General features: G+C 63.7%; 17 protein-coding genes and 3 pseudogenes. 2 read left to right on the top strand and 18 right to left on the bottom strand.

Translation table 11 applies throughout. From position 1 onward, the window contains the following. The 7 genes and pseudogenes from ABZS51_RS27440 to ABZS51_RS27470 form a co-directional block, all read right to left on the bottom strand. The coding region (locus ABZS51_RS27440) for a site-specific integrase (protein ID WP_355446636.1) at positions 1 to 812 on the bottom strand (812 nt) is incomplete at its 3' end. After that, positions 799 to 1,975 (bottom strand): annotated as a pseudogene (locus tag ABZS51_RS27445) (IS3 family transposase). The gene ABZS51_RS27440 and the pseudogene ABZS51_RS27445, both read right to left, overlap by 14 nt. 239 nt (positions 1,976 to 2,214) lie before the next feature. After that, complete coding sequence (locus tag ABZS51_RS27450; RefSeq protein WP_355446639.1) at positions 2,215 to 4,116, bottom strand: N-6 DNA methylase; 1,902 nt, start codon at positions 4,114 to 4,116, stop codon at positions 2,215 to 2,217. Further along, positions 4,116 to 4,718 (bottom strand): restriction endonuclease subunit S, encoded by a 603-nt coding sequence (locus tag ABZS51_RS27455; protein ID WP_355446642.1) that lies wholly within the window; start codon positions 4,716 to 4,718, stop codon positions 4,116 to 4,118. The genes ABZS51_RS27450 and ABZS51_RS27455 overlap by 1 nt, the downstream gene beginning before the upstream one ends. A 68-nt stretch (positions 4,719 to 4,786) precedes the next feature. Next, positions 4,787 to 5,005: a hypothetical protein gene (locus ABZS51_RS27460; protein ID WP_355446645.1), complete on the bottom strand. Its 219-nt coding sequence runs from the start codon at positions 5,003 to 5,005 to the stop codon at positions 4,787 to 4,789. A gap of 340 nt (positions 5,006 to 5,345) precedes the next feature. Next, positions 5,346 to 6,349: pseudogene (locus ABZS51_RS27465) on the bottom strand (IS5 family transposase). Between the two features lie 659 nt (positions 6,350 to 7,008). Then, a complete protein-coding gene (locus ABZS51_RS27470) occupies positions 7,009 to 8,079 on the bottom strand; it encodes a protein kinase family protein (RefSeq protein ID WP_355446648.1) in 1,071 nt (356 codons plus the stop codon). A gap of 924 nt (positions 8,080 to 9,003) precedes the next feature. Between ABZS51_RS27470 and ABZS51_RS27475 the strand changes: the two genes are divergently transcribed. Further along, on the top strand, positions 9,004 to 9,510 hold the full coding sequence (locus ABZS51_RS27475) for a hypothetical protein (RefSeq protein WP_355446651.1): 507 nt from the start codon (positions 9,004 to 9,006) through the stop codon (positions 9,508 to 9,510). A gap of 122 nt (positions 9,511 to 9,632) precedes the next feature. On the opposite strand, the gene ABZS51_RS27480 is transcribed toward ABZS51_RS27475, so the two are convergent. The 4 genes from ABZS51_RS27480 to ABZS51_RS27495 form a co-directional block, all read right to left on the bottom strand. Continuing rightward, positions 9,633 to 10,268, bottom strand: a complete 636-nt coding sequence (locus ABZS51_RS27480; protein ID WP_355446654.1) for a hypothetical protein — start codon at positions 10,266 to 10,268, stop codon at positions 9,633 to 9,635. Positions 10,269 to 10,393: 125 nt separating this feature from the next. Next, positions 10,394 to 10,879: a hypothetical protein gene (locus ABZS51_RS27485; RefSeq protein WP_355446657.1), complete on the bottom strand. Its 486-nt coding sequence runs from the start codon at positions 10,877 to 10,879 to the stop codon at positions 10,394 to 10,396. 10 nt (positions 10,880 to 10,889) lie between these two features. Next, the gene (locus ABZS51_RS27490; RefSeq protein WP_355446660.1) at positions 10,890 to 11,120 is read right to left on the bottom strand and encodes a hypothetical protein; all 231 of its coding nucleotides are present in this window, start codon (positions 11,118 to 11,120) and stop codon (positions 10,890 to 10,892) included. A 104-nt stretch (positions 11,121 to 11,224) separates the two neighbouring features. Further along, positions 11,225 to 11,683: a hypothetical protein gene (locus ABZS51_RS27495; RefSeq protein WP_355446663.1), complete on the bottom strand. Its 459-nt coding sequence runs from the start codon at positions 11,681 to 11,683 to the stop codon at positions 11,225 to 11,227. 214 nt (positions 11,684 to 11,897) lie between these two features. On the opposite strand from ABZS51_RS27495, the gene ABZS51_RS27500 reads away from it, so the two are divergent. Beyond that, on the top strand, positions 11,898 to 12,521 hold the full coding sequence (locus ABZS51_RS27500; protein WP_355446666.1) for a GNAT family protein: 624 nt from the start codon (positions 11,898 to 11,900) through the stop codon (positions 12,519 to 12,521). A gap of 263 nt (positions 12,522 to 12,784) precedes the next feature. Here ABZS51_RS27500 and ABZS51_RS27505 read toward each other — a convergent pair whose 3' ends face one another. The 7 genes and pseudogenes from ABZS51_RS27505 to ABZS51_RS27535 form a co-directional block, all read right to left on the bottom strand. After that, positions 12,785 to 13,210 (bottom strand): NUDIX domain-containing protein, encoded by a 426-nt coding sequence (locus tag ABZS51_RS27505; RefSeq protein WP_355446669.1) that lies wholly within the window; start codon positions 13,208 to 13,210, stop codon positions 12,785 to 12,787. 62 nt (positions 13,211 to 13,272) lie between these two features. Next, positions 13,273 to 13,425, bottom strand: coding sequence for a hypothetical protein (locus ABZS51_RS27510; protein ID WP_355446672.1), 153 nt, complete (start codon positions 13,423 to 13,425; stop codon positions 13,273 to 13,275). 46 nt (positions 13,426 to 13,471) lie between these two features. After that, positions 13,472 to 13,882 carry a Rid family hydrolase gene (locus ABZS51_RS27515; RefSeq protein ID WP_355446675.1) on the bottom strand — a complete coding sequence of 137 codons (411 nt, stop codon included), beginning with the start codon at positions 13,880 to 13,882 and terminating at the stop codon, positions 13,472 to 13,474. Continuing rightward, a complete protein-coding gene (locus ABZS51_RS27520; protein ID WP_355446737.1) occupies positions 13,875 to 14,276 on the bottom strand; it encodes a hypothetical protein in 402 nt (133 codons plus the stop codon). Before ABZS51_RS27520 ends, ABZS51_RS27515 begins: the two co-directional genes overlap by 8 nt. Before the next feature lie 218 nt (positions 14,277 to 14,494). Further along, positions 14,495 to 14,662: pseudogene (locus tag ABZS51_RS27525) on the bottom strand (IS1380 family transposase); the annotation flags it as partial. A gap of 49 nt (positions 14,663 to 14,711) precedes the next feature. Further along, positions 14,712 to 15,167 (bottom strand): hypothetical protein, encoded by a 456-nt coding sequence (locus tag ABZS51_RS27530; protein ID WP_355446739.1) that lies wholly within the window; start codon positions 15,165 to 15,167, stop codon positions 14,712 to 14,714. Beyond that, the gene (locus ABZS51_RS27535; RefSeq protein WP_355446678.1) at positions 15,128 to 15,556 is read right to left on the bottom strand and encodes a barstar family protein; all 429 of its coding nucleotides are present in this window, start codon (positions 15,554 to 15,556) and stop codon (positions 15,128 to 15,130) included. The genes ABZS51_RS27530 and ABZS51_RS27535 overlap by 40 nt, the downstream gene beginning before the upstream one ends. Positions 15,557 to 15,607: the final 51 nt, after the last annotated feature.

A 15,607-nucleotide genomic window follows, 5' to 3' on the forward strand; every position in this document is an offset into this window, starting at 1 on the left:
GGTGTCGCGTGCCCGTTGACGGGCACGGAGCGCGGTCGTGACGATCTCGGGGAAGGGAAGGGAAGGGAAGGGAAGGGAAGGGAAGGGAAGGGAAGCGTGGCGTCGGAGGCGTCGGTCTTGGTGCGGCGATGCAACAGCTTGCCGGCGACCCGCTGGAGCTGCCAGCCGATCGTCATCTCGGCCTGGTCGAGGTCGACGTCCTCCCAGCGGAGGCCGAGTGCTTCGCCGAGGCGGAGGCCGAGGACGAGCACCAGGACGTAGACCGGGTACATCGGATCTTCGCGGTGACGCGCGGACTCTAGGAAGTCCCTGGCCTCGTCTGCCGTCCAAGGCTTGACCTTGCGCTTGCGGGGGACCGGCATCTTGATGTTGGCGGCGACGTTGCGGGTCAGGATCTCCTCGCGTACGGCGTTGCTGAGCGCGGCTCGCAGCGTCATGTAGGCGTCGTGGATGGTCCACTCGGAGGGCGCCGACTTGCAGCACTTGCCGATCGCGCAGCAGTGCCGACGTCGCTTGGGGTTGCTGTGATGCTCCGGCCGGGCGGCGTCCCTGCCCTGGTCGCAGCACTGGCAGGACTGGCGAACCTTGTTCACCCACGTCTGAACGTCCCGCACGGTCAGCTTGTCGAGCCGCTTCGAGCCGAGTGCGGGGGTGATGTAGAGGCGGGCAAACATCTCGTAGTTCGCGGCGGTCTTGGGGGCGAGGTTGGGTTCTACGACGTTCTTGAGCCAGTAGGCCAGATAGTCCGAGAGCTTAGGTGAAGTTGCCCCGGTTTCGTAGACACTTCGGGGCTTGTGGCTACGCGGCAGCATAGCCCGGTGATTGGGCGCTCCTTCTTTCGTACTCGGCGGGGCTGAGCATGCCCAGAGTCGAATGACGGCGGCGGGGGTTGTAGAAGCCTTCGATGAAGTCGAAGCAGGCGGCCCTGGCCTGGGCGCGGGTGGTGAAGTGGTGCCGGTCGAGCAGCTCGGTCTCCAACGTCGCGAAGAAGCTCTCGGTCACCGCGTTGTCGAAACAGTCCGCGACGCTGCCGGTCGAGGTGCGGATGCCCGCTGACCTGCACCGCCGACTGAACGACAGCGACGTATATTGCGTTCCCTGATCGCTGTGATGGACCAGGCCGGGCCCGGGCCGACGGTTCCAGATCGCCATTTCCAGGGCGTCGATGACCAGCTCGGTGCGCATGTGGTCGGCCATCGCCCAGCCCACGATGCGGCGGGAGAACACATCCAGCACCACCGCCAGATACAGCCACCCCTCGCCGGTCGGCACGTAGGTGATGTCGGCGGTCCAGACGCGGTTCGGCGCCGACGCGGTGAAGTCACGGTTGACCAGATCATGCGGTGGCACCACCGCCGGGTCGCGGCGGGTCAGCCCGCGCCTGCGGCGCCGGTGGACGCCCTCAAGCCGTGCGGTGCGCATCAGCCGGGCGACCCGCTTGCGCCCGACGCGCACCCCGAAGTCATCCCGCAGCTCAGCGTGAACACGCGGGGCACCGTAGGTCCGCCGGGACCGGGCGTGGATCCGGGTGATCGTCTCGGTCAGCGCCTCGTCCTGGCGGGCCGCCGTGATGGCCCGCGGTTCTTCCAAGCGTAGTAGCCCTGGCGCGACACACCCAGCACCCGGGCCAGAAGGGAGACGCCATGGTGTGTCTTCTCCGCATCGATCAGCCGGTACTTCATCTCGGCCGATCCGTCTCCCGCGCGAAGAAAACCGCGGCCTTCTTCAGGATCTCCCGCTCTTCCCGCAACTGACGGACCTCCCGCCGCAGCCGGGCCAACTCCTCCTTCTCCGCACTGGTCAGCCCATCCTGGCGGTGGCCTTCATCGCGGTCGGCCTGGACCACCCAGTTCCGGATCGACTGCGCGGTCGGCTCGAACTCGGCGGCCAGTTCTTCCGGCGTCCGGCCGGCCCGCACCAACTCCACCATCTGCCGGCGGAACTCCGGCGGATACGGCGGTCGTGACATCGGCACCTGTGAACTCCTCCCGGGACACATCGTCCCAAGCGATCAGGTCTCCACAAAACCGGGGCAGCTTCACACCTTCCCCTGCAGCACCGACTGGCGGCTGGCTCACATCGGCTGCACCATCGAGTGGGGGCAAGCTGATGCACCGCCACAGCTGGTCGGCTTACATACCAGCTCGGCGCCTAGGAAACGCACCCACAAGGCCACCGCCAACCGACAAGTGTAACTGGGGCAACGTCTCCAGCTCATGGCCAAGCGAACCCGGCGCTATTTAGATGATGATTGAGTGCGCCCTTCCCCACCTCAAGCTGCCGATCGATGTCAGCTAGGGATGTTCCGTAACGCTCGCCCCATGACATGTACAGGGTAATTAGCTGTTGCAGCTCTACAGCTATTTGTGCTTCTAGCGCGGCGCGCAGGCCCTCGCCTAGAGTATCCACTTGCACAGACGGTCGCCTTATATCGTCCTTGTGAAGTGACCACCAGCGTGCGAAAACACCCGCGAGACGGTATCGATCGACTAGGCCGACAGGCGCAAGAGCAGCAACAAAGTCAGCGGCCAGGCTCTGACTTTCCCCCAAAAGTTGCCCGACGTTGCTCAGCAACTTAAGGCGCGGGTTGATCGATTTCCACCATATCGAGAATTCACGCAAAAGGACTTCCCTTTGCATGGACCCAAGTTCGGGAATTTTGGCTGCTGTTGCCTCCCACCCCTCTTCGAGGAAGTCGTAGTAGCGCTCGTCTCTCTCGCGGAAGAGGTCTTCAATACCGATTCCGTGAGCATGGAAGCTCGCAGCACTAGCCTGAACCTCGCCCCTGGGAACCCCACCATAGAGCAGGGCCATCGCGTCGAGTAGCGGTGGGGATGATATGTGTGAGTCGACATATCGTCGAATACTTAGACTGTAGTCGTTGGCTGCGATTTCATCATGTGAGACGAGTCGAGAAAAGCCAGCAACCTGTGCTTTTTCTTGGAAGACGTTGATAATCAATTCGATGTTTTGTGGTTCGAGCCGGTTCTTGGTTCGACCCGATACGATCTCCCGTTCAGCGTTGATAAACAGGATATCATCGCGCGTCGACCGTCCATTGACTCCTTCACCGTCAAAGACAAGTACGCACGCGGGTATTGCGGTGCCGTAGAAGACGTTGGCACCGATGCCGATGATTGCTACTAGACGCCCACTGTCGACGACGCGACGACGGATTGCGGCATCTGCGCCGCCTCGAAATAGAACGCCATGCGGGACGATTACAGCGCCCCTCCCAGTTGGCTTTAGCGAAGCCATAACGTGCTGGATATTCATGAAGTCGGCGTGTGCAGGCGTGGCCCAGCCGTATTTCATTCGCTCCGGATGGGAGACGGATTTCTCGTCATATTTAGTAGAGAAAGGTGGATTGCAAATTACTCGATCGAATTTTTCCGGTGCTCCCTCGACAATAAATGCAGGGTCGGTCAGTGCATTGCCTTGACGAACCTCGGCGTCGGTGATTCCATGTAGAAGGAAATTGAGCTGCGCCAGGACGCCGTAGACAACTTCTTGGCCAGACAATTTCAGATGAGCTTTGCTTCCCGATCTGTCTTTGACGAACTCATGAGCTTGAATGAGCATACTGCCGGTTCCTGCGAAGGGGTCGTGCACACTGTTCCCTTCGTCCGGTGCAACCAAGCGAACCACGAGTTCAACTACCGAGGGTGGCGTATAGAATTCTGCGCCGCCTTTTCCTACGCTTTCAGCGTATCTGCTGAGGTAGGCGTCGAAGCTCTTGCCGAGAGTGTCAGTGAACTCTAGATCTTCGTCTCTAAGGGATATCGAGTTCAGTTCCTGAATCGCTCTCCATAGGGCGGAGTCGGATATACGACCGTGGGCAAAGAAGGTCAGTGTGTCCGAGAGGGTTCCCTGGTTAACGCTCTCCAGGGTGCGGAAGGCCTCATACATTTTTGAACTGCAGCCCGTACCACCGCTTGAGACGAGCCAATCCCACAGATCTTGGGATGGAGAGCCCAGAAATAGAGGCTGATCATGGGCACGCTTGAGGACCAAGAGACCAGCCAGCAGGCCAACCGGTTCCCGCATAGCTCCCCGAAGTGCGTCCGCCGCGGCGAATAGCCGGGCAGATATTTCCGAACGGGTTACCTTCGTCATTAATGCCTCGTTCCAGCAAGCAGCTCTACAAAAAGGGAAGGGCAAAGTTCGTCTAGACGTCGAGCGGCTTCCCGATGCAATTTTGCTTGAGCCTGGGCTGCTCGAAGAACGGTAATGATGGTCCGTTGGTGCTCCATAGGGGGCACCGGAACTTCCATTTCCTTTAGAGTCGCGACATTGAAGGCCGGAATTGTACCGGCGCTGGCCATTTGCTGAAGTCTATTCTGGGCGGAGGGGCTGCTGAGGTACCACGCAAGAAAATGTGGATGCACGCGGCTGTCATAGGCTCGCAATCGTAGGCATGAAGCTCCAAAGAGCCATGACTCTTGGGCCTGCCCCACAATCGCTAGGCGGCCTAGTGCGCCTTGCCTTACGATAAGTAGGTCGCCGGGACGAACAGCAAATCGGGCAAGTTTGCGCGCCTTGTCATCAGGAAGTCGGCGCACGTTCCGTGTGTCAACAGAGTGATCATTAGCAAGATTCTGTGGCCCGATGACAGGAACACCCTCTGGTCCATCATGCAGTGCATCAAGCAAATGGCCTGACGGCCCTGCGATCACCTCGTATGCATCCTCCAGAAGGACCTGAGGATGTTCTTTCATGATTCCCCTTCCCTCACATCAAGATCGGTGGGCTGGGCAGATCAATTGCCGGCCCAGCCCACCGTCGTTCAGACCACGTGAACCCAACGGCGGAGAATCAGGTGCGTGAGCCGCTCCGCAACGACACCGACCGTGGCGGTAGCGACCGTGACGACGATGACGTCGCCGTGGTCGACCAGAGCACCAACCACATAGGCGCAGACGATGATTACCAGGCAGACAGCCACCGCACGCGTCGCCTGGAGGGAGACGGGCAGGGCATGATGGATACAGGCGTCTCTGTTCAAGGGGCGTCCCTTCTGCTCTCGCATGAGGCGGAGCGGTTGTCGCAGCCCCACCCTGTTCGGGCCTGAGAAACACGTGCGGGGTGGGGCTATGCGATCTAGGAGGTTTGATCACAGGGCTTCCGCTCTGATGTCTTCAGCATGGCACACAAACTGGCTTAGCACGCGCACTGCGAGTGTTATCTCGAGGTGCGCAACAACTCGAGTCGCACGTTTGTTCAGTTCTCGCAGGTCAGCAGGTAGCAGCGCCGTGTGTGATTTACATCACACACAGCGTGGGCAGCGACGGGATCGTAGCTACATGGACGTCGCCTGGCGGCCTAGGGCGCGTATTGGGTCGTGATCAACTGGTGGTCCGGGTGAGGTCCTTGACCCAGATCATTGAGGCTCGCAGGTGTAGGCCGGCGAGGTAGCTGTCCGGAACCTTGTCGTATCGGGTGGCGACGCCTCGCCAGGCCTTGAGCTTGTTGATCAGGCGCTCGACGGTGTTCCTCTCCTTGTAGAGGCCGGCGTCGTGGCTGACCGGCCGACCGCCCGCGGAGCCCTTCTTCTTCCGGTTGGCGGACTGGTCTCTCTTCTCCGGAATCACTGCCTTGATACCGCGTCTGCGCAGGTGAACACGGTTGCCACGGGAGGAGTAGGCCTTGTCGGCGGCGACCGCGTCCGGCCGGGTGCGAGGACGGCCGACGGGCACGCGAACCCGTATCTTGCCCAGCACGGGGATGAACTGCGGGCTGTCCGCGGCCTGGCCAGCGGTCAGCACGAACGCCAGCGGGCGGCACTGGCGATCGGCGGCCAGGTGAACTTTGCTGGTCTGCCCGCCCCTGGATCGCCCCAGCAGGGCGGCCGTCAGCCGGAGTTTTCGCCGGCGCCGGACGCGTCGTCGCTCCTCCCGCTCGGGATTGATCTCGGCGTCCTGTCCATCTTGTTCTTCGACACTGCCCCTTTTGACCTGGCCTTGTCCGCCTCGGAAGCGGCCTTCTCCAGCGCGCCGAGGACGTCCGCGGCCAGGTGCATCCCGGCCGCGTCGTGGTGAGCACGCGCGGTGGTGGAGTCGATGCTGACCAGGGACAGGTCCACATCACCCCGCTTCGCCGCTTCCGCGATCAGGCCCTCCAGCAGGGCCTCGAAGGCGCCGGCGTCGCGCCATTGCCGGAAGCGGTTGTGGACGGTCGACCAGGCACCGAACTCCTGCGGCATCTCCCGCCACTGCCCGCCGGTCCTGCACCGCCAGATCACGCCCTCGAACTGCTGCCGTAACCGCTCGGGATACGGGCCGTACTCGCCGATCGGCAGATACGGCCCGATGAACTCCCACTCCGCGTCCGTCAGTTGCACTCGCGTCACGCAACAACATCTACCGGCCCATGCCTCACCACGAGGACGAATCAGCAGATTGATCACGACCCAATACGCGCCCTAGAGGCCGTGACGATCGCTCACTTCGGTACCCAGGAGTACGTGGTCGGGGCGATCGGCTGCCGCGGCCCTCCTTCGTCGGCCTTGCCACCGGGCATCCGATGTGCCAGCCGCGTCAGATTCAGCGCCTTGCCGTGCACTCCATGGTGAGATGGCCTGGCTCGTCGGGGCACTCGTCCATATTGGAGCTTTAGACACATAAGTGCCCTGCAAGGACACCTACGGGGAGAGGTTGCATGGAGTTCGTCGGCCCGGTCCCCGACCGTGCGAGCCAAGTGATCATGCAGACGGAGACAGCCAAGAACGTCTTGGGCCAGACGCTCCCCAGCCTCGAAACGGCCATCGAGGACGCTGGCTCCCAAATGGGCAGGCCATGAGGGGACGCCCCGCGCCGCCGTCCCGCGCTGCGCGTGCGGCCTGGGGGCCGTTCTCGCGCGAGCGCCGCGCGGGGCATCGCCGTACGGCGGCCCCGCCGTACACCCCTAACCCACCGACCAAGCGCCGCACCGCCGCATGACGCCAAGCCGCGCTATCGATCTGCTTGCCGACCAATGACCAGCGGCACGTCAGGCAGCATTCGAGGAGGCTCAGCTGTAACGCGACTCGAAGATCTGGTGGATTGCCGTCAGCGGGTACGCAGTCTCTCGACTCTCGCGCTCCAACCTCCCGATGAAGTCCGTCACGACTGCCGCAAGTGGTGCGTGACGGCTAAGGGTCGCCATAACCTCCGACGGACCCGCAGGAGGCGGTGCCCCTTCGGCGCACGCGCGAATCAGCGCCTCCCGTTCCTCCCGCTCGTACCCATGCAGGCCCATGATCAGCCAGTTCACCAAGTAACTGAGTGTGTACGCGCGATCGTACGTTCGGTGCCTCTCGAAGAAGTCGGCCTCAGCGGGGCTCAAGTCGAAGCGGGACGACAGAGCCAGGCCATAGTCGGCGAAATAGAGGCGCCGGCCGTCGGTCAGGATGTTCCGGAAGTGGGCATCAAGGTGCAAGAGACCGCGGTCGTTCATGAAGGAAGTGCCGGCCTCCAGTTCCCTCTCGACCAGAGCACAGGCCCAGCCGACCGCCTCGTCGCCGACTCGCACCTGCTCGGTGAGCCACTCGTGCAGCGTCTGTGGGATGTACTCCAGGAACAGCACGAGGCTCGCCGGAGACTCCGCAAGGGCCTCGATACGGCGACGTACCTCCGGCCCGCCTCCCCAATAGGACACGACCCGATCCACGTCGGCAAGCTCCTTCGGAAGAGCCGGTGCCGTGTCCGGCAGTACCCGCCAGTGATACATCAGCGGAAACCCCTGATACTGCCCTGAGAGCACCCAGTTGGTGGTCATTGTGTGGGCGGCAGCCTCCCGCCACGCCCCGCCACCTGGCCCGCCGATGTTGTACTGACAGAAGACAGGTAACCCGAACACGTTGGCCGTAGACCGAACATGGTCAGGGCGAAGCTCCACCTCTGTCAGGGGGACCCGCTTCACGAAAACCGGCGTACCTGCAACCTCCAATAGCGCCGACCTCCCACCGATACCGGAACCGAGCGGTGCAGCGGTGTCCACAAGCTCGCCCAATCCTCGATCACTGTGCAGGGCCAGGGACGTGGAAACGGCGCTGTACGCAGTCAGCCGCTCATCGGACAGCATCCCCGCGCCGTCGGCCATCGCCTGCATTCGGATGCCTACCTCGTTTTCGTCGCGGAAGCTTCACCGCACTGTACGGGTACGTCGACTCCAAGATCAACGAACGCAAAGACTGGCGAGAACTCGCCTCCGCCGGTTTCCGGCTGTATCGACCGTCTCGGGAGACGAGACACCGCATGCTCTCAATACCGCCACTTCACCAGTAGTGCTATTGGCCTGGGACCTCGGGGTACCGCGCGCCCGCCGCGCCGCACTGACCGAACGCTCGGGCCAGGGTTGCCGCGCTGCCCCACAGATGCAGCCCTCACGATCGCCGCTGCATGGCTGGCCGCCATACCTGCTTGGGGGCGATCGACGATCCAGGGTTCGTTCCTCACCCTGGCTCACCGGGGAACGTGGCTGATCCACAGACTCCGCGGATGATCGTGGCTGGCTTCGCCTCGCGGGATATACGCGGGATGATCTTCCCTGGTAAGGGAAGGCCAGAGCCGTACCTGGAGGTCAGGGACCTGATGCTGTCAGGAATGTCAGCCCGCTGTAAATCCGTCGGCAGTTGATACAGCACTCACGATCGCCTGTGGGTGCCCACCGTAGCTGGCTAGGGGCGATCGAAGGTGCAGGGCTTCGTTCCTCAGCCGCGGCCCACCGGATGTCGTGGCTGGCGTGCCCGTTGCGTGCCCGATGGGGTGGGGAACCAGAGGGAACAGCGGGGAATCGCGGGGAACCGATCGGGGCGCTGAGCTGGGTTGGGGCTGGTAGACGAGAGTCGGCGTGCGTCTTTGCAAGCAGGATGTCAGGAGTTCGAATCTCCTAGGCTCCACCGCAGGTCAAAGGCCACTACCCATGATCGGGAAGGGGCATTTTCGATCTTGTACAGCAGCGAAATACAGCTACACGTTCATCCGAGGTGGCGCACGGACGAGCAAGTCCATAATCATGGTGCGCGTGGCGGTACTCCGGTTATTGGCACTCGGCCTCCTCGGCGGCGGCGTCATGGCGATCCCGTTCATATGGGCTCAGCCTGGCGGTGACTTGGAGCATGTCCGTCTCGATGTCTTGATCATTACGAACCTGGCTCAGCTCGTGACCGTCCCGCTCGGTTTACTGATCGGCTTTGTGCTTGTCGCCAGACGGTTGTGGACGCGCCCTCCCGGCTACGTCCTGGCTGCGGCCACGATCGTGTTCGGTGTGGTTGTAGCGACGCAGGCGTGGGCCATGACGAGCTGGGCAGAGGGCCGACCTTCGGGGATCGGCGATCCAGACGGAGAGGTCGGCCTCGGGGCGCTGAACGTTCTCGCGGGCGCGTTCACGATCCTCGTCGGCGTCTCCATCGCCCTTATTCGGTGGTCTGGCTGGGAGTCGCAGGTGGCTTCGGCGCGTCAGACGTCCTCACGTAGGGCGCGACGGAGCAGGCGTAAGTCGTCGGCCCATGTCAAAGACCATTCCCCATGATCGGGGAATGGCCTCGTTTACCTTCGTCGGCGCTGGATGCCGCTACGAGTCCAGATGATCACCGAGCTTCTTGAGCGCTCGGCGCGACTCTTCGGACGAGACTTCGCTGTAGACGTTCATGGTCACGGAAATCTGCGAGTGCCTGAGGATCTGCATAGCCACGCGCGGATGGACGTCGAGGGCGACGAGCAAGGAAGCGCAGGCCTTGCGGGTTGCGTGAACGTGGACCTTGCGTACTCCGGGTCGCAGGCGCCTGCGAAGCTGCGCCGGAAGTTCGACGGCTCGACCGGTCGGCCGCTGGCGGTGGTGAAGACGAGGCCGGTCTCGTGCCAGTTGTCTCCTGCTGTTTCGCGGGCGGTGTCGCGTGCCCGTTGACGGGCACGGAGCGCGGTCGTGACGATCTCGGGGAAGGGGAGTGTGGCGTCGGAGGCGTCGGTTTTGGTGCGGCGGTGCAGGAGCTTGCCGGCGACTCGCTGGAGCTGCCAGCCGATGGTCATCTTGGCCTGGTCGAGGTCGACGTCCTCCCAGCGGAGGCCGGGTGCTTCGCCGAGGCGGAGGCCGAGGACGAGGACCGGGACGTAGGCCGGGTACATCGGGTCTTGGCGGTTGCGTGCGGACTCCAGGAAGGTCCGGGCCTCGTCTGCCGTCCAGGGCTTGACCTTGCGCTTGCGGGGGATCGGCATCTTGATGTTGGCGGCGACGTTGCGGGTCAAGGTCTCCTCGCGGACGGCGTTGCTGATCGCAGCTCGTAGCGTCATGTAGGCGTCGTGGACGGTCCACTCGGAGGGTGCCGACTTGCAGCACCTGCCGATGGCGCAGCAGTGCCGACGGCGTTTGGGGTTGCTGTGGTGCTTCGGCCGGGCGATCTGTCGTTCTCTTGGTCCTATTGAACCGGGGATTGGTGGCCGTGTCCCGGTGACGGGCGCGGGAGTTCTTCGATGGTCAGGTCGGAGAAGACCAGGGTGAGGTCGTGCACATTGGTCTCGATCCGGACTTCATGAAAGTCGATGCCGATGGCTGCGGCCCAGCTCCGGGCGGTGGGTGAGACGGTGATGAGCGTGGCGCCGGGATAGAGGCACTGCCAGTTGACGCCCCAGACGTATCCGTCGAGCTCCACGTCGGTTTCGTCGGTGGTGAGCCGCTCATCGAGCGATACCCCCCAGGTGTGGGCTGGCAGGGCGGTGGTGCAGGTGGCCTGCACGCAGTACCGGAACAGATAGGGCAGTGGCGCCGGCGTGGTCCCGGTCCGGGGATCAGGCATCGGGAGGATCACGAGCTGGTAGTCGCGCAGGTAGTCCACGAAGCCGTGCCGCAGCAGGGCTTGGTCGAAGAGGCCCTCTAACGCCTGCTGCAGCTTCACCACGTCCATGAACGCAGTTCTACCCGCCGGAGGTGATCTTCCGTTGGTGCTGGGGCTTGCGGACATTGAACCGGGCGATCGGCTTGGTGGTGGTGCGGGCGACTTCGGCGATGATCTGGCCTGCGTGGGTGATGCGGAAGGTGCCGTCGGTGTCCTCGATGGTCACGGTCGTCCCGGCGTGGCCGATGCCGACGCGGATGCGCTGTCCGGCGATGGAGAGTTGGCTGCGGCTGCTGACGAGCCGCTGCACGCGGATCGGCTCGTCGGGCGGCCGTGGTTCGGGTCCGGCGGGGGATCAACTGCCAGACTCCCTGATCCTGACCCACGGCGAGGCCGACCCGGGACTGCCCTGGACTATCCGGAAGAAGTTGCAAGGACAGCGCAGAGCAGAAGGAAGAGGGCAAGCACCAGACCACGACCCCGCCACGACAGGTGCGGCGCGCTCACCAGGGCAGCCAGTGGGTAGGCGAACACTCCGGCGACCACGCTGACCGGCACGTCGGCGAGCTCCCAGATTGGCACCAGGAAGAAGGGCGCGAGCACGGCGACGATCCATGCCGGGCGCACCCGGAGGAGGTGCAGCAGCGGCCAGGCGAGCACGACCGCCGCCCAGTTCCCCACCGTCCACGCCTCGGCCAGCTGACCGATACAGCCGAAGTGGCCGCAACGTGAGTCGTCGGACAAGGCGGCCACAAGCAGCAGCCAGCCGAACTGGATAAAGGGCAGGATGATGCCGGCGAGCCCGGCGGCGACCACTCGCTCGGCAAGCCGCCTCTCGGCGGCGGGTGAGGCACTCGCGTCGCATGTATCCACACCGTGAGCATCTGATCCGGCTGTCTCGCGAGGCATACGCATTGATCACGATTCAAATGGAGTCCAGCAGGTGCGCCACCCCGCGGCCCTGCGCTCGGCCGCACGCTGCGCGTGCGGCGTGGGGGCCGTTCTGGCGCGCGGCCGTGCTCGGGCCGCGCCAGGACGAGACACCGCGGAACCATGTCCATCTCAGTCGCCAGGCATCATTCAGATCATGAGCCATCCCGAAGTCCGACTCCGGCAACTCCAACCCACCGATGTCGACGCCGTCCACTCCTGGGCCTGCCTTTCCGAAGTCTGCCGGTATCAGGCATGGGGACCCAACTCCCTCACCGAGACACGTGCGTTCGTGACAGAGGCCGTAGCCGCATGGCATGAGCAGCCACAGACACGCTTCACCTACGCAGCCCTCCATGACGATGACGTCGTAGGAATGGGAGAGCTCCGCATCCGCAGCCTCCAGCATGCCCAAGGAGAGATCCAGTACCTCACCCACCCCAGCCTCTGGGGCCGCGGCCTGGGCACCGCCATCGGCCGGCAACTGCTGCACATCGGCTTCCACGAACTCCGCATGCACCGCATCTACGCCACCTGCGATCCGCGAAACGCCGCCTCCGCAGCCATCCTGAGGAAACTCGGGATGACACATGAAGGCCACCTCCGCCACACCGCCAAATTGCGCGACGGCTGGCGAGACTCCGCCCTCTTCAGCATTCTCGACAGCGAATGGACCGACGGACATGACCGGCGCCCGACGCCATCAAAGATCAGTGCCTCCGGCGGGGCGCTCCGGCTCCGGGATGATGACCGCGCGGGACGGAGGACCGTAAGTGGTTGAGGTGGAAGCCTGATCACCCCGGCCCACCATCGATACGGGACAAGCCGCTTCCCCTTCGGGCGGGGCAACGGCGAACGGGATGAGCAGGTAGGCGGGGTATGCGCGTCCGGCGCACAGGGTTGCTGTCGCCCTATGGGCGTCTTGCGAGAAACCCACGGCGCGGTGGATTCGAGTGCCGCCCTTGCCACGCAACGGGGATGGTCCAGCCGATCCTCGTCCTGCAAGCCGTCCAAGACGGCCGCCGCCGCTCTAGATGAAGACGCTCAGAGCTGGATCAAACCGCCGACCAGGACGGGATCGACGTGGCCGGTTGCTGGAAGGGTCTGTGTTAGAGCGAGGCGGACATCGACCAACGATGATCGGCGGAGGCGTGCAACGTCGGGAATCAGGGTCCAGGCCGAGTCGGCAGTTTCGCCGTTTGGCTCAGGCCGGAGCGGGCCACCAGTAATACCAACGCGGTAGAAGATGCCGACGTTCTGGTGTCCGGGCAGGCCGGGTGTTAGGCGGTCGGCCGCGGAAATCACTTTCGAATCCACACCAAGTAGGCGTTCGACCACCCCGTCACAGCCGGTCTCCTCAGCCACCTCCGGGATGACCGCGTCGAATGGATCCTCACCGTGCTCGACCTTTCCGCCCGGCAGAGGCCAGTGCCGCTCGCCCTTCGGTCCCACGTAATGGGCGAGCAACACCCGTCCGCCCTCGATGCACTGTCGAGGTCCAGGTCTCGGCGCCGGAGTCCAGCCAGTTCGCCCTATCGCAGGCTGGCGAACGTGCCGAGGAGGACCAGGGCGCGGTAGCGGTGTTCGATGACGTTGACGAGCCGGTATGCCTGGGCCACGGTGAGGACGGGCCGTTCGGGTGACTTCTGGCCGTTGCCGTACGCCAGCCGCGCCGCCTGGACCATGAGGCCCGGCCATGGTCACGCCGCCGTCCAGACGCGGCCTTACCGCTTAGGAATCAAGTACGGCGGCGACGGCTTCGATCTCAACGAGCTGGTCGTCGTAACCAAGCACGGTGACGCCCATCAAGGTGCTCGGTACGTCGTGGTCACCGAATGAGTCCCGGACTACCTTCCAGACAGCCCCCAAATCCTTCTGCCGGGTGGACGCGACGAGAACCCTTGTGCTGATGACGTCGTGCAATGATGCGCCAGCGGCAGTGAGAGCCGCCTGCATGTTCTCAATGGCTTTCGCTGCTTGGCCCGCGTAGTCCCCAATCGCTGCCGTCGAGCCGTCCTCGTTCAGGGGACACGCTCCGGCGAGGAAGATGAGTCGTGACTCGGCAGGCGCCGTGGCTGCGTAAGCGTACTCGGCGACGTCGGACAGAGAAGCGGAGCGGATCAAAGTGATGGCGCTAGGCATGGCCCTCAGTTCCTTCCGTATCGGGCACACGGCGACCATCCTGACATCGGCCTCCTTCTGTCGCCTCCTCTTTTCGCAGCCAAGCCGCCCGTACCTTGCGGCCCGCGGACCTGGGATCGGTGAAGATCAGACCCTTGCCGGTGATCTGGATCAATTGGTGTTCAACTTTGACTGTGCCTGCGTCGAGGTCGAGGTCGCGGCGCCGGAGTCCGGTGAGTTCGTCCCATCGCAGGCCGGCGAACGTGCCGAGGAGTAGGAGGGTGCGGTATCGGTGTTCGATGACGTCGACGAGGCGGTAGACCTGGGCGACTGTGAGCACCGGTCGTTCGGGTGACTTCTCCTGGTCTGCGCCTTTGATCCGGCAGTGGTTGCGTTTGATGAGCTGGTCATCCACAGCTGTGGACAGAATCGCCTTGAGGAGTCGGTACGCCTTGGCGACGGTGACCTCGCTGGCGCACTCGTGGAGCAGCAGCGGCTTATTGAGCTAGTTGAGCGCTTTGTCGCTGAAGGTCTGGACGCAGGACGGGTGAGACGGGCCGAGCAACTCTTCCGCAGGATCAACGACGCCGTAGGCGTTTGGGTTCGTAGCGGCGGGCGTGGGTGTCGTGCAGGGGGCAGGTTGGCCAGGCCGGTGTCCTTGGCAGAGCGGATGCGGTCCTCGCATCTGTTGCGGCGGCTGTGGCGTAGTTCCAGGTCGGCGAGTTGGCCGCGCTTGGTGTTGGTGGCGAGACACGTGAAGCGGTGTCCGTCGCGGTCGGTGAAGCGCAGTTGGGCGCCGGGGATGCGGCAGTCGCCGGGATATCTCCAGCCATCCCGGTGGAGGTCTGTCCTACCGCATACCCATGAAGTGCATCCAGACGAGCATCGCGACAAGCGCGGCGAACATGACACCGGTGGAGGCATACGCAGCCAGGTCAAGCGGACCGGTGGTGTGGGGATCACCGCCATCAGTTGCTGCGAACATGTAGACGATGGAGGAGAAGAGCGGAAAAGCCAAGAAGCCGATACCCACGGAGCTCTGAAGCTGCCGCCGCCGAGGACCATCAACCGGCTCTGCCGAGATGGGTGGCTCAGAATAATCGCCCCGACGAGACCGCCGAATCCCCTCGAATGAGGCTTTTGCTGCCAGAGCAACCGCGGTCACCTTGACCGCCAGAAGGAGCCAGAAGAACGGCCCACGCACGTACACCTCGGCGCCGCTGAGCCACCTTGCGAGATAGAGCACTCCCAGCAGTCCACATACGCCTAAGAGAACCTTGTGCGCAGCGGGCATTCTCGACAGCATTCCAGAATTGTGACGGGGGTCCCTCCGCACCGCAAGACCAGCCTCCGGCGGGGCCGCTCCGGCTCTGGGATGCTCAGTTGGGCAGGTGTGGGCGGTGCGTAATTCGAAGGTGCAGTGATCGCGCAGGCCCCATGCCACGTCTTGTGCCTGAGTTCGTCGAGGAGTCGGCGGACCTTGTCGAAGAGATCGGCGCCCAGGTTGCCCTTTCTTTTCTGCCAACGAGTCCATACCAACTTCACGGGTCGCTTCACATCGGTACGCAGTCGGTCCCGGAGCGCGGCGAGGTTGTTGCCGTAATACGGGCCGAAGTCCAAAGATCCGCCAGCAACCGCCGCAGTCCAGAGCTTGATCGCCCGGCCATTAGCGTGCCATTGAGGGCGGCCAATCACCGGTCGCTCACGGTCACTCGCGGGCCGTCCTAGGCGTAGGTAGCGTCCTGG

Origin of the sequence: Nonomuraea sp. NPDC005501 (assembly GCF_040605905.1) — a bacterium.
In the GTDB taxonomy this organism is placed as follows: domain Bacteria; phylum Actinomycetota; class Actinomycetes; order Streptosporangiales; family Streptosporangiaceae; genus Nonomuraea.